15 protein-coding genes are annotated in these 13,810 nt (G+C 51.0%); 6 read left to right on the top strand and 9 right to left on the bottom strand.

Annotated features, from left to right (window positions below; translation table 11 throughout):
• Positions 1-35: 35 nt before the first annotated feature.
• From pal to UNDYM_RS07235, 3 genes are all read right to left on the bottom strand, one after another.
• Entirely contained in the window at positions 36-572 is a 537-nt protein-coding gene (gene pal / locus UNDYM_RS07245; protein WP_162040441.1) for a peptidoglycan-associated lipoprotein Pal, read from the bottom strand.
• A gap of 169 nt (positions 573-741) precedes the next feature.
• Entirely contained in the window at positions 742-2,067 is a 1,326-nt protein-coding gene (locus UNDYM_RS07240) for an ATP-binding protein (protein WP_162040440.1), read from the bottom strand.
• Positions 2,064-2,726: a response regulator gene (locus tag UNDYM_RS07235; protein ID WP_162040439.1), complete on the bottom strand. Its 663-nt coding sequence runs from the start codon at positions 2,724-2,726 to the stop codon at positions 2,064-2,066. Before UNDYM_RS07235 ends, UNDYM_RS07240 begins: the two co-directional genes overlap by 4 nt.
• A 177-nt stretch (positions 2,727-2,903) precedes the next feature.
• On the opposite strand from UNDYM_RS07235, the gene UNDYM_RS07230 reads away from it, so the two are divergent.
• From UNDYM_RS07230 to UNDYM_RS07215, 4 genes are read left to right on the top strand one after another with little or no spacing between them, the layout of a single operon-like run.
• On the top strand, positions 2,904-3,383 hold the full coding sequence (locus UNDYM_RS07230; RefSeq protein WP_197740987.1) for a cell division protein: 480 nt from the start codon (positions 2,904-2,906) through the stop codon (positions 3,381-3,383).
• On the top strand, positions 3,370-4,017 hold the full coding sequence (locus UNDYM_RS07225) for a DUF4166 domain-containing protein (protein ID WP_162040438.1): 648 nt from the start codon (positions 3,370-3,372) through the stop codon (positions 4,015-4,017). Before UNDYM_RS07230 ends, UNDYM_RS07225 begins: the two co-directional genes overlap by 14 nt.
• Positions 4,014-5,474: a TIGR01777 family oxidoreductase gene (locus UNDYM_RS07220; protein ID WP_162040437.1), complete on the top strand. Its 1,461-nt coding sequence runs from the start codon at positions 4,014-4,016 to the stop codon at positions 5,472-5,474. The genes UNDYM_RS07225 and UNDYM_RS07220 overlap by 4 nt, the downstream gene beginning before the upstream one ends.
• Positions 5,475-5,513: 39 nt before the next feature.
• Positions 5,514-5,744, top strand: coding sequence for a hypothetical protein (locus tag UNDYM_RS07215; RefSeq protein WP_162040436.1), 231 nt, complete (start codon positions 5,514-5,516; stop codon positions 5,742-5,744).
• 85 nt (positions 5,745-5,829) lie between these two features.
• On the opposite strand, the gene UNDYM_RS07210 is transcribed toward UNDYM_RS07215, so the two are convergent.
• The 5 genes from UNDYM_RS07210 to UNDYM_RS07190 all read right to left on the bottom strand — a co-directional run bounded on the left by UNDYM_RS07210 (position 5,830) and on the right by UNDYM_RS07190 (position 10,943).
• The gene (locus tag UNDYM_RS07210) at positions 5,830-7,533 is read right to left on the bottom strand and encodes a long-chain fatty acid--CoA ligase (RefSeq protein WP_162040435.1); all 1,704 of its coding nucleotides are present in this window, start codon (positions 7,531-7,533) and stop codon (positions 5,830-5,832) included.
• Between the two features lie 134 nt (positions 7,534-7,667).
• Complete coding sequence (locus UNDYM_RS07205) at positions 7,668-8,894, bottom strand: acyl-CoA dehydrogenase (RefSeq protein WP_162044498.1); 1,227 nt, start codon at positions 8,892-8,894, stop codon at positions 7,668-7,670.
• A 49-nt stretch (positions 8,895-8,943) separates the two neighbouring features.
• On the bottom strand, positions 8,944-9,393 hold the full coding sequence (locus UNDYM_RS07200; protein WP_162040434.1) for a PaaI family thioesterase: 450 nt from the start codon (positions 9,391-9,393) through the stop codon (positions 8,944-8,946).
• Positions 9,394-9,417: 24 nt separating this feature from the next.
• Positions 9,418-10,182 carry an SDR family oxidoreductase gene (locus tag UNDYM_RS07195; protein WP_162040433.1) on the bottom strand — a complete coding sequence of 255 codons (765 nt, stop codon included), beginning with the start codon at positions 10,180-10,182 and terminating at the stop codon, positions 9,418-9,420.
• A 29-nt stretch (positions 10,183-10,211) separates the two neighbouring features.
• The gene (locus UNDYM_RS07190) at positions 10,212-10,943 is read right to left on the bottom strand and encodes a histidine phosphatase family protein (protein ID WP_162040432.1); all 732 of its coding nucleotides are present in this window, start codon (positions 10,941-10,943) and stop codon (positions 10,212-10,214) included.
• A 101-nt stretch (positions 10,944-11,044) separates the two neighbouring features.
• Here UNDYM_RS07190 and UNDYM_RS07185 point away from each other — a divergent pair, with 101 nt between their 5' ends.
• Positions 11,045-11,956 carry a LysR family transcriptional regulator gene (locus UNDYM_RS07185; protein WP_162040431.1) on the top strand — a complete coding sequence of 304 codons (912 nt, stop codon included), beginning with the start codon at positions 11,045-11,047 and terminating at the stop codon, positions 11,954-11,956.
• Positions 11,957-12,005: 49 nt separating this feature from the next.
• Here the strand turns inward: UNDYM_RS07185 and UNDYM_RS07180 are convergent, their stop codons facing one another.
• On the bottom strand, positions 12,006-12,338 hold the full coding sequence (locus tag UNDYM_RS07180) for a DUF3579 domain-containing protein (RefSeq protein WP_162040430.1): 333 nt from the start codon (positions 12,336-12,338) through the stop codon (positions 12,006-12,008).
• A 385-nt stretch (positions 12,339-12,723) separates the two neighbouring features.
• Here UNDYM_RS07180 and UNDYM_RS07175 point away from each other — a divergent pair, with 385 nt between their 5' ends.
• Positions 12,724-13,662, top strand: coding sequence for an ornithine cyclodeaminase family protein (locus UNDYM_RS07175; RefSeq protein ID WP_162040429.1), 939 nt, complete (start codon positions 12,724-12,726; stop codon positions 13,660-13,662).
• Positions 13,663-13,810 lie beyond the last annotated feature (148 nt).

Here is a 13,810-nt window from a genome sequence, read left to right as displayed (position 1 = left end):
CGCTGCATGCAAACCGGTTTTTTCACAACTGAAGATTACTTACCGGAGTAGATAATATCTGCACGGCGGTTTTCTGCCCATGCAGCTTCATCGCTACCTGTGGCTTTTGGTTTTTCTTTACCCAGGGAGACTGCCTCCATTTGCGCTTCAGGCACTCCCAGCAGGGACAGGGACTTGCGCACGGCTTCAGCACGTTTCTGGCCCAGCGCCAGGTTGTATTCACGGCCACCACGTTCGTCGGTATTACCCTGAATCAGGATTTTTTTGCCATTGTTGGCGCTCAGATATTTAGAGTGAGCGTTAACCGTACCACTGTATTCAGTTTTGACTACATATTGGTCGAAATCAAAATAGACGCTGCGTTTTGCCAATGGGCTGTTTGGATCATTCAACGGATCTATTTCAGTTTTTACTGCCGTGACACTACGTGTATCAGTAACCGGAGGCTTAGTCGTTGTTGCAGGTTGTTGTGTTGGTTGTTCAGCCACTTTTACTGGCGAACTGCAAGCTGCCAATAAAACTGCTACTGCTACCAACCCGGCAGCGCTATTGATTGTGTTAATTGCACGCATGTAAATACCCTCTAAATTTTTAATTGGTCGATTCAAACCTGGCGCGTAAGCGAGGCGCTACCAGGTAGTATGAAGCAATGCTATCTTGCCTCAGGAAACTTAGGCGAATCTTAAAAAACCGCATTGCCAGCAATCAAACACAGAATTTTGTCAAAAATGTGAGTGTTTTTCAGCCAGGCAGGGTATGAGTAGCAGGAAACAGGATGATTACTTCCAGCCCGCCCAGGGCGGCATCCGTCAGGCTGATAGTGGCATGGTGGCGGTCAGCAATCGCCTTGGCGATGGCCAGACCCAGTCCGCTGCCGCTTTTATTCGTCCCTGCAACGCGATAAAAGCGGTCAAAGATACGTTCACGTTCTTCTGGCGCGATGCCGTCGCCAGTATCCTGTATACCGAGCCGCACACCATCTTTGTCGCGGCTGAGACTGATCTGTACCCTGCCCTCGTCCTGTATATAGCGCACGGCATTGTCGAGCAGGTTGCGTATCATGATGCGCAGACTTTCGCTATCACCTTGCAGTTCAAGCAGTTCAGGCATTTCTGCATTGATAGCTATTTTTCTGGATTGCGCAAAGGGCATGACATCGCTGACTGCCTGTTCTATACAGGTATTCAGCGTGACGTTTTGGAAGCTCAGGCTGGCTTGTGAAGTCGGGTCTTGCCTGGCCAGCGCCAGCAATTGTTCTACCAGTCGTGAAGCTCTATCGACACCACCCAGCAGGCGATTGATGGCTTGTTCATGACTGTTTTCATCCTTGACCCTGCCCAGATTTTGTACTTGCAAACGCAAGGCGGTGATGGGCGACCTGAGCTCATGCGCGGCATCTGCCACAAAACGCTGTTGTGATTGTATCGCCAGACCCATGCGACTCAGCAGCGAATTCAATTCCGTCACCAGCAGGGAAACTTCTTTTGGCACGCCGTCTGACGACACCGGATCAGTCGAATTGGCATTGCGGTTGGCCAGCTCGCTACCTATGCGATTAAGAGGTGCCAGCACAGAGTTGATGCCCCACCAGACTGCGCAAAACAGGAGCAAAGAAACCGGTATCACCGGCCACAAGGTACTCAGTGCAAAGGATATCGCCCTGTCCCTGCGTGAACCCATTTTTTGCGCAACCTGGATGACGCGCTTGTTTTCTTCTGCAGCATACACACGCCAGTCGCCGTTTTCCAGCGTCACTGTTGAATAGCCTAGCGCAGCTTGCTTGGGCAGGCTGCGGTGCTGGCGTGACTGGTAAACCCTGGCACCATCTTCTGACCAGACCTGGACGACAAAATCAAAATCATCAATCTCAGTACCTGGCAAATTATGCCAATCAACCTGGTCAAAATCACCATCCTGCAAGGCCAGTGCCATTTGCTGCATGTGGTAATCAAACAGTTTGTTGGCTTCACCAATGGCCGCATGCAGCGAACTGGCAAACTGCAGGGCTGCGGCGGCCAGAATGGCGATGCCAAACAAGAGCATCATTTGCAGGCGCAAAGACTTCATGCGCTTTTCTCTACCATATAGCCGACGCCACGCACATTGACGATGAATTTTTGTCCCAGCTTTTTCCGCAAGCCGTGGATATACACTTCAACCGCATTGCTTTCTATCTCTGAAGTGGCACCGAATAACTGGTCCTCCAGACGGCTGCGCGACAGTATGGCACCAGGCCGTGCTACCAGAGCATCAAGTATTGTCCATTCACGCGAAGACAGTATGACCTGCTCTGTACCACTAAATACTTGCCGCGTCGTGGTATTAACGACGACGTCGCCGCATACATAAGAAGTATCAGTACGCCCATGCGAACGCCTTACCAGGGCATGCATGCGGGCGATCAACTCATCCAGATCAAAAGGTTTGACGAGGTAATCGTCTGCACCTGCATGCAGGCCGCGTACGCGGTCAGGCACGGCGTCGCGCGCGGTCATGACCAGCACGGGCAAGGTATCACCGCGCTTGCGCAAGGCTTTTAAAACGTCCATGCCATCGCGCTGTGGCAGGCTCAGGTCCAGCAATAACACATCATAGCTATGGAATTGTAGGGCAGCCTCGGCGGCTTCACCGTTGCTGAGCCAATCGACCAGATTGGCTTCGCTTTCCAGGGCAATCTGTATGTTTTCACCTATCATGGGGTCGTCTTCGACGAGCAGGACTTTCATGTTTTGTATGTGCTTGATGTGTGAAAGGACGAGTGAAAAGACGAATGAAACAATAAGTGCAGCGTGATTGTACGCCATGGCCGGATTCAAAAGATATGCTGCAAATCACTTGACAGTCGCCGTCATTTAATCTTTAATTTCTGTAACGACAGAAATTAAAGAAATAAAGGAAAAGCCATGCTACAAAAACAATCCTCATTACGCAAATGGCTGATACTCTGGCTGTATGCCGCAGCTTTCACTCATTTGCTGATCGGCATTTTGTTACCCTGGATCAGTGCCACTGGCCTGGTCGAGGTTTATCACCAGCTCATAGAAAGCCATTTCTGGCCACAGGCTGCGCCAGATGCGGCGCGCAATATGCAAGTCTGGTGGATGAGTCTGTTTGGCGCTACCGTGCAAACTGTGGGCTTGTGGATGGGCGCGCTGATTTACCTGGGTAACCAGCATCGTAGCCGCTTTGCCTGGCTATGGCTGATGATAGGCATACTGGTATGGGCTCCGCAGGATATGTTGATTTCCATGCAGGCGAATATGCTAATTAATGTATGGATAGATGCATTCGCGGTGCTAAGCATGATCCCCCCTTATTCATCTTATGGAAAATGGACTCAAAGAATACTGAAAATACAGAAAGAAGTGCATGAATCCAGATAGCAAGCCCATCCCATCCGAAGGTGAATTATTCAGGAAAATCCTGGGCAAGGAATGGTTGAAACTGCACCCGGATATCCAGACCAGGTTCGCCAAGAACCCTGAACCGGACAAGCCACTGTACTACACTGGCCAGCTCAGTGAACTGAGCTGTTCAAGAATAGGCAAACTCCTGGGTCACCTGACCAAACCGATGATCGCCGGGGCCTTGATCCCTTACACTGATCATGATTTTCCTGTCGATATCATGGTGTATTCCAAACCAGATTGTCCTTCCATTTTCAAGCAGAGGATATACCGTCTGCACAACAGGCCACCGATACAATTCACATCCTACATGCAGGAAAGTGAGAAAGGCGAAGTGCTCGAATATGTAGGCATGGGCCTCGGTATGAAACTGGTCTTGCATGTACATGAAGGCAATCTCTACTTCACCAGCGATGGTTACTTCTGGGATGTACTGGGCTACCGCATGCCCATACCCGGTATTTTTACGCCGGGCAAAACTTATCTCTGTCATCGCAATGACAATCCTGAGCAATTCAATATACGCATAGAAATCAAACACGCCTTGTTTGGCCGAACCTTTACCCAGGTCGGCGTTTTCAAGGAAATTCATCCTGAGGCTGCATCATGAACACCCACCTGCTTGCCCTGCAATTAATGGCCGCACAAGGCTTGCTCGGCGCTTTCGATACACTGTATCACCATGAACTGACCGAGGCCTTGCCACAACGCGCCAGCGCCCGCAAAGAGCTGGGCATACATGCGACCCGCGCGCTTATCTACAGTTTGCTCTTCGTTGGTTTGTCAGCGTGGGCCTGGCAAGGTGTCTGGGCCATCGTGTTGTTGCTGGTGTTTGGCGTCGAGATCGTTTTAACCTTGTGGGACTTTGTGATTGAAGACCAGACCCGACTTTTGCCAGCCACTGAACGCGTGACGCATACCGTACTCGCCATCAATGGTGGTGCCTTTATCACCTTGTTGATCTTGAATACACCTGAGTGGTTTGCGGCTCCTACACAAATGCTATGGCAGCCACAGGGCTGGCTCAGTGTATTTCTGGCCTTATGTGGAGTGGGCGTTGGCCTCTCGGGCATACGTGATGGGCTAGCGGCACTGCGACTGGGTAAACTGGCAAACAAGGATAAACAGGCATCCACTATCCATTTCAGCGACCAATCAGAACAGGTTCTGGTCACTGGTGCCACCGGTTTTATCGGCAGCTTGCTGGTCAAAGCCTTGCTGGCGGATGGACAGCAAGTGACGATACTCAGCCGCAATCCCAAACAGGCAAGCTGGAAATTTGACGGCAGAATCAGGGTCATTGCATCCATGCAGGAATTACCAGTAAATCAACACATCGATGTCATCATCAACCTGGCCGGTGCACGCATACTGGGCTGGCGCTGGTCAGAAAAACGCAAGGCAGAATTGCGTCATAGCCGCACCGGCCTGACGAAAGAAATTATTGCATGGATAAGTCGTGCAAAAAGCAAACCCAGGCTCTTGCTGGCAGCCTCAGCCATAGGTTATTACGGCATACAGGCAATAGGCGATGACAGAGAATTGACAGAAAGCGCAGCACCACAATCCATCTTCATGTCAGAACTGTGCCAGGAATGGGAGCAAGCTAACCAGGCCGCCACTACTTACGGCATCAAAGTAGCCAGGATGCGCTTCGGCGTTGTACTGGGACAGCAAGGTGCACTGGGTATGATGCTGCTGCCCATCAAGTTGGGTCTGGGTGGCGCGCTGGGTAGCGGCAAACAATGGCAATCGTGGATACACGTACACGATGTATTGCGCGGCATTGCCCACCTGTGGCAGCATGAAGCCAGCCTGCCGCCGGACAGAGCTTATAATTTTACTGCACCTGAAGTAGTCACGCAAAAACAGTTCAGCACTATCGCCGCCAGTGTCTTGCATCGCCCCAGCTTTTTCCCTACCCCGGGCTGGCCTATGCGCCTGATGCTGGGTGAGCAAGCTGATTTATTACTGGAAGGCCAGCGCGTCGTGCCAGCAAAATTATTGGAAGACGGTTTTGTTTTTGATTATCCGGATTTGCGTAGTGCAATCAGCAATCTGGCTTGATGTACATAAATCACTTGAATTCGATAAGAATGTCTCGATATGCTCAGCCTGATCCTACTGGAGCAAGCCATGTTCTTCCTGCATCATCCACAGCCTGTAAGGCCAAGAAAAGCCGTACCCGAACTACAAGTCAGCAGCCAAGCTCAGGTGGCAGATACCAAGACTATTGTGGTTAAGCATAGTGCAAAAGATTTGCAGAATTTGCAAACTCACGTGAAGGACAATGTAGCTGTCAAGTTAGCCGTCAAATCTGCGGGGAAAAATAAATAAGATAAAAAACTGCGGCCTTCCTGGAGGGAACCAGAAAGCCGCAGAAACGCGCAAAAACTTGTTTAATCAGGTAGATCAGACTAACTCAGGCAGCGGCCCTCTTCTTGGCCTCTTCCTCATACAATTCTTTTTTGGACAATTTCCCTACCGGGGTTTTAGGTAACTCTGCACGGATATCCATGGCTTGCGGCATTTCATGCTTGCCCAGTCTGTCCTTGAGGAAGTCTTTCAATTCATCGAAGCTGAAAGCCATCTGACCTGTCTTGAGTTTGATAAAGGCTTTGGCAGCTTGCCCACGATATGCATCGGGGATGCCAATGACGCTGACTTCGGCGACAGCCGGATGTTCATAAATCGCTTCTTCTATATTGCGCGGATAGACGTTGTAGCCGCCGGACAAAATCATGTCCTTGGTGCGGTCGACGATATACACAAACCCGTCCGCATCCATGTACCCGACATCGCCGGTACGGAAGTAACCGTCAGTAGTAAATGCATCACGGGTCGCATCTGGTTTGTTCCAGTAGCCTTTCATGATATTCGCACCGGCCACGCAGATTTCGCCGCGTTCTCCCAAAGCCACTTCCTGGCGGGGGTCATCAATGCTGGCAAATTTAAAGCGTATGCCAGGCGTGGGTAAACCGCAGGACCCCGCCTTGCGCACACCACCCAAGGGAGTGAAGGTACCGGTGGGCGAAGTCTCGGTCATGCCCCAGCCTTCCAGCAGGGTGCAGCCTGTCAGCGCCTGGAATTGTTGTAGCACTTCTGTCGGCAAGGGTGCGCCACCGGAGTTGCAAAACTTTAAAGCACTGAGATCATATTCCTTGATCTGCGGATGATTGATGATGGCTGTGTACATTGTCGGCACACCAGGGAATACCGTGATTTTTTTATTCGCCAGATCCTTGACCACGGCATCAGCATCGAAGCGGGTATGCAAGACAATTTCTGCACCCAGGCGTATGCCGAACAGCATATCTACTGTCAATGCATAGATGTGAAATAACGGTAAAACGGCCAGCAGTTTTTCCTTACCCTCTTCCAGTACACGCGGCTCGATATTGGTGGTCTCCATGATCTGGCTGCACGCCGTGGTCAGGTTGACATGCGTGAGCATCGCCCCCTTGGGCAGGCCAGTAGTGCCGCCCGTGTATTGCAGGGTTGCGATGGCTTCTTTGGGATCGATTGCCGGGATGGGTGTGTAGTCACCATCATTGTCCAGCAGTTTTGCAAACAGCAGGTGCTGTGCATCATCGGGAATTGCGCTTAGCTGGCCTGCCTTGTCCAGATTAGCCCTGACGGCATCCGGATAAGGTGTCATTTCCGGGATATTGCCGATGATGAGTTTTTGCAGGCGTGTATGTCCCAGCATCTTGGCCATTTGCGGATACAGCATGACCATGTCCAGCGTCACCAGCATGTCGGTATGGCTGTCGGCAATTTTATGCTCCAGCACTTTCTCTGCATCCAGCGGCGAATAATTCACCACCGTGCCACCTGCCTGCAAGATCGCAAAAAAACTGATGACGTAATGCGGTGTATTCGGCAAATAAAGGCCCACATGCACACCTGGCTTCACACCTAGTTGCTGGAAGCCTTTGGTGGCCTGGTTTACCAGCTTTTGCAATTCTGCATAGCTGGTTTTCTTGCCCATGAATTCCAGTGCGGGCAAGTCTGGCCATTTGGCAACGGCATCATGTAGCAATTGTGGCACGCTGCTGATGGGCAGGTCGGCGTCCCAGTGTACGCCTGCGGGGTAAGATTTGATCCAGGGTTGTAAGTCGCGCATTTTTGTCTCTCTTTATAAGAATAATTTGAAAATGTCAGCCAACTGGGAAGTTAACGTCGGAAAAGCCCTGCCTCAAAAAGAAGAAGAGCCAATCCGGAACTACCCGTAAATCGCACTTATGAAACTACAAGTAATTATTTTTTCTCCGCATATTTCTTTAACTCCATCTTGCCGATTTGATTCCTGTGTACTTCATCCGGGCCATCTGCCAGGCGCAGGGTGCGCGCCTGTGCATAAGAATATGCCAGACCAAAATCATCAGACACACCACCACCACCATGCGCCTGTATCGCCCAGTCGATGACCTGGCAAGCCATGGTTGGTGCGGCCACCTTGATCATGGCGATTTCTTTGGCGGCTGCCTTGTTACCTACCGTGTCCATCATCTGTGCGGCATTCAAGACCAGGAAGCGTGCCTGGTCGATCAGGATGCGGGCGTTGGCAATGCGTTCCAGCGTCACGCCCTGCTCTGCCACCCGTTTGCCGAAAGCCACACGTGTCAAAGAGCGTTTGCACATGTCTTCCAGTGCACGTTCTGCCAGACCGATGAGACGCATGCAGTGATGGATACGACCAGGTCCAAGCCGCCCCTGGGCAATTTCAAAACCACGGCCTTCACCCAGCAAGATATTGGATGCTGGTACACGCACGTTCTCAAACAACACTTCGCCATGACCATGTGGGGCATCGTCATAACCGAACACCGGCAAGGCACGCAAAATTGTTACGCCCGGCGTATCACGCGGCACGATGATCATGGATTGCTGCTTGTGGCGGTCAGCATTGTCAGGATCACTCTTACCCATGAAGATAAACACTTTGCAACGTGGATCATTGGCACCGGACGACCACCATTTGCGGCCATTGATGACGTACTCATCGCCATCACGCACTATCGATGATTCAATATTGGTGGCGTCAGAAGAGGCGACTGCCGGTTCTGTCATGGCGAAGCAGGAACGGATTTCGCCGCGCAGCAAGGGCTTCAACCATTGTTCCTGATGCTCAGGCGTACCGTAACGGGCAAACACTTCCATATTGCCGGTATCAGGTGCAGAGCAATTGAATACCTCAGGTGCCCAGACGGCGCGGCCCATGATTTCGCACAGCGGTGCATATTCGAGATTTGTCAAACCTGCGCCATGGCCAGATTCTGGCAAGAAGAGATTCCACAAACCGGCATCGCGTGCCTTGGCTTTCAGTTGTTCAACGACCTTGGTTGGTATCCAGGCATTGCCTGCCTTGCGGTTGGCTGCGATCTCACCAAAGAAAGTCTTTTCATTTGGATAGACGTGCTCATCCATGAAAGCGATCAGGCGTGCCTGCAAATCTTTGACTTTGGGGCTGTATTGAAAATCCATTTTGTTTCCTTTTTCCTTGTTGGTCCAGATGGACATGGATATGTCCGCTTTACTTTCTTTCTAGTTCGATATTGCGCGCCGTCAGCAAGGCTGTTGCGCATAAAACTTCTTCGCCATCGCGTACAGAGAAAACCTCTGCGGCGCTGACTGTCAACAACTTTCCATTTGAAACCACTCGCCCACGTGCCCGCAATTTTTCACCATCAGCAGGGGCGACTATCTTTAAATTGCAATCAATGCTGGCGTTGATCCAGCCTGCTGGTAACAGGGTACCAGCGGCAGAGACGCCGGCAAAATCTGCGGCTGCAAATATCGCTGTGGCCTGCATCTTTCCAGGCACGAAACTGAGTTCTTCACGATAAGCAATCTCCAGTTCCACTTCACCCGGTGCTATCTTCAAAAACTCTATACCCAGCCATTTAGCCATGGGCATGGCCAGCACCAGGCTCTTAAGCTGTATTGCGTAATCTGGATTGCTAGCCTCGTATGCAGGTTTCATGATCGTGCCTTGTTATTTGCCGTGTTAACTAACCAGATAACCGCCATCAACATTGATGCAGGCACCAGTGGTATAGCTGGATGCATTCGATGCCAGGTACAAGACCGTGCCCGCCATTTCGTCAGGTTCGGCAATGCGCTTCATGGGTATGCGGGTCAGGGCTCTTTCGAGAATGACAGGATTGTGGAACAAGGCCGAGGCAAACTTGGTATCGGTCGCGCCTGGCAGCAAGGCATTCACACGCACGCCCATAGACGCACACTCCTGTGCGAAGGATTTGGTCATGGCGATGACTGCTGCCTTGGTGATGGAGTAAATTCCTTGCATGGCACCAGGCACTACGCCGTTGACAGAAGCGACATTGATGATGCTGCCCCCGCCATGTTTTGCCATCAACTTGGCGCCGGCTGAAGACATGAAGAAATAGCCGCGTATATTGACATCGACCGTCTTCTGGAATGCGCTGACATCGGTCTCGGTGATATGTCCGAAGTGCGGGTTGGTGGCAGCATTATTGACCAGGATATCGAGCTTGCCATGAGTGGCTGTGATATCGGCAAACAAGGCATCTATCTGTGCCATTTCACCAATATGGCAAGCACGTGCTTCTGCCTTGCCACCGGCAGCGATAATTGCTGCCACCACGGCTTCACAAGCTTCTGCCTTACGGCTGCTCACGATGACATAGGCACCATTGGCAGCCAGGGTTTTGGCGACGGCCTCACCTATGCCACGGCTGGCACCGGTGACCAGTGCGACCTTGCCGGTCAAATCAAACATTGTTGTCATGTCGTATCTCTCTCGTCTCTCTTGTTTTTTTAAACGTAGGTAATTGCTTTGGGGTTGTTCAATACTTCAAGATGTGAAAAATTATTCAGGTAAGCCAAAGCTGGGCGCAATACGCCTTCTGCTGTTGGCTGCAAATGAAAGCGCGTGACCGCGCTATTCACCAATGACCAGTTGAGTTCAGCAAAACGTGGATCAGGAAAACCCAGTACATGCTGGCATAAGGCAGAGATTGTGCCGCCAGAAGTGAAGACGACGATGTTCTTGGCATCATCCGCAATTGCCAGTTGCTTGTGCATGGCAACGACGCAACGCTGGCAGAATTCGTTCCAGCTTTCTACATACTCAGCATCATGTTCGCCTGACATCCAGCGGCTGATGGCCTGGGCAAAAATATCCTGGAAGGCTTGCTTGCCATTCGGCGTATTCATGAGGAAATGCTTGACTGCTGCCGGATCATCAAAAGCGGGTACGTGCCGTGCCAGCACTTCATGATGGTTGTATTCATTGAAACCGGCGTCGCAATGCCAGACAGAGGTATCCAGCCCATCAACATCCTGTTGCAGCATTTCGGACAGACAGGCTTGCGCAGTCTGCTGGTGCCGTTTCAACGCGCCCGTTACCACCCTTGACACCTGCATATCACGCGCCGCCCACCAGCGGCCCAAGTGCCTCGCCTGCTGTTCGCCCAATTCAGACAATTGGTCATAGTTCTGGTTGCCGAATGAAGCCTGCCCATGCCTGACCAGATATAAAGCTGCCATTACTTCCTCTGTGAGATATCACTTATAAATTGATGAACAAAGTGTAAGCCCGGGACTATAATTGATCAAATGAATAGTTATTATCAAGATTAATTAATCTCATGCATTTATCCCGCGTCGATTTAAACCTGTTCACCGTCTTTGTTGCCATCTATACCGAAGGCAGCGTGACCCGCGCCAGCCAGCAACTGAACCTGACCCAGCCAGCCATCAGCCATGCGCTGAACCGCCTGCGGCAATTATTCAATGACCCTTTGTTTGTACGCCAGGGCCAGATGATGGTCTCGACTCCGCTGGCGCGCAGCATCATAGAACCGGTGCGACAAGCTCTGCGCGGGCTGGAAGTGACGCTGACCGAGAATGACAAGTTTGACCCGGCACTAGCCACCAAACAGTTCAACCTGGCTTTGCGGGATGTATTGGAGTCCACGGCTCTGCCACCGTTGATGGAAAGCATCACGCGGCAGGCACCGCAAATCAATCTGGCAGCGATACAGGTAGAAAGACGGGAACTGGTCAGTGAACTGGCGGCTGGCAGCCTGGATCTGGCGATTGACATGCTATTGCCATTGCCAAATGAAATACACCGCCAGAAGGTAGTGCAAGGCAATACCGTGGTTCTGGCGCGGCGTGATCACCCCGTCATACAAGGCAAGCTGGATTTGGACACCTATATGCAGGCAGAACACATACTTGCCAGTTCACGCCGCAAAGGCATGGGTCTGGAAGACTTTGAACTGAGCCGCCTGGGCTTGCAAAGACGCATACGCCTGCGCTGTCAGCATTATTTTGCGGCTTGCCGGGTAGTCAGCCAGACTGATTTACTGCTGACCATGCCGGAAGGCTATGCACGCATCGCGAATGAGCAGTTTAACAACCAGATATTGCCGCTACCGGCAGCCATGCCTTCGTGGGATGTGTATTTGTACTGGCACCAGAATGTGGAAAATGACCCGGCCAATCGCTGGTTAAGGCAGCAAGTGATAGAAGCGTTTCAAGACCAGACAGTGTGAAAGTGCAAGACATGAAGCTGGTTTGATCCAGCATCAGGCATGATGTGATTTATTTGCCAGCCTTGGGCTCATCAGGCAACAGACAGGCATCGATAATTTGCAAATCATTATCTTTGGCGAAACTGAGAACAAAATGATAAGCCAGTGGTTCAATTTCACGTATAGCTTCATTCACCACGACAGAACGCACACCATTCAACAAGATGGGGCGTACATAAGGTGAATACTGCAAGTGTGAATTTCTGCCACCATCAGGGCTGAAACAGGACATGGCTCCGCACAGGCGCTCTGCCCAGTCGCTGGGGCGAAATTGTTTTCCATCGCTGGTAATACCCTGGATGAAAAACTCGCGTACTTGTTGCGTTTCTTTGGAATCGGCCATGTGCTCGGCTTGCAAAAGCAAGAGTGAATTAAGCTTAACATCATTATGTGACACCAAGCTTTCAATATACTTCCATATTATATCTTATAGAAGACTTGAATCAAAATGGCGCCGCTGATATATCTGGCTTTGATGCATAGCGTGCAAACTTGCTGAGCCACTATAGTGCATTTTAAGAGGGAGTAAAGAAAACTCAGGACAAAGTTTTGCCTGATTGACAAGCACTGCTTTTCTCAAGAGAGGGCAAACCGCATGAAGAGAGTTGGCGTTTAATAAAAATGATGTTTCTGCCATGTTCAGGCATTACATCATTGAATGCAAAATACATATGCCCTTACAATAAAAAATTGCGCATCCAACCATAGCAAGTTTCCAATTACACGACATGATCCCCTATTTCACCAAAGAACAAGTCAGCATTGCCCTGCCCTATGCAAAACTGATACCTGCTTTACGCCTGGCATTTACGCAAGAGATAATCTCCCCGAAACGGCATGCACACAGCCTGTCTGAAGCAGACAGTTCCAGTCTGTTGTTGATGCCAGTCTGGCAGCCGCAAGGGCAACTCGGTGTCAAGCTGGTAACGGTGGCACCAAAGAATACAGATGTACCAACCGTGCACGCAGTCTTTGTTTTATTTGATACCAAAACAGGTGCACCGCTGGCCTTGATGGATGGTGAGGAATTGACTTTGCGACGCACTGCTGCGGCTTCTGCACTAGCATCATCCTACGCATCCCGGCACGATGCACGGCATTTGCTGTTGGTTGGCAACGGCAGCCTGGCACCCCATATCGCGATTGCACATTGCCAGACCAGGGCGATTACGGACATTAGCATCTGGGGCAGATCGGTTGAGAAGTCAGCAAGTGCCGCAAAAATAATACGCGAACATGCAGAATTTCCCGCACATATAAGGGTACATGTCAGGGAAGACCTGGCAGCAGCATGCCATGAAGCCGACATCATTTGTTGCGCGACCACCAGCAAGACACCGGTTGTGTTGAGTGACTATGTCAAAGCGGGAACACATCTTGATCTGGTAGGCGGATTCAAGCCGGATATGCGTGAAGTGGATGACGAGTTGATGAGCAGGGCCACCGTGTTTGTCGATACTTATGCAGGCGCCCTGGCTGAGGCAGGAGACATCACACAAACCCTGGCGAATGGCAACCTGGCAAAATCAGCGATTGTTGCGGAACTGGCCGAGCTTTGCGCCGACAAGCACCTGGGGCGCAAGAGCAATGCCGAGATCACTTTGTTCAAGTCAGTGGGGACGGCAATCGAGGATTTGTGTGCAGCGAATCTGGTGTGGGGGAAATGATGATTGACGCAGACTAGGCCCTGAACTTGGCTATGCATTGTAGGCTGGGTCTGCCTATCCTCGTAGGTTGGGCTACGCTTCACCAGCCCAACACTGTGCCTCAACAAACGTATAAATTATTCGGGTGTTGGGCTTGTGAAACGTAGCG

The organism is Undibacterium sp. YM2 (assembly GCF_009937975.1).
Classification (GTDB): domain Bacteria; phylum Pseudomonadota; class Gammaproteobacteria; order Burkholderiales; family Burkholderiaceae_D; genus Undibacterium.
This window is presented reverse-complemented; position numbering and strand designations above follow the sequence as displayed.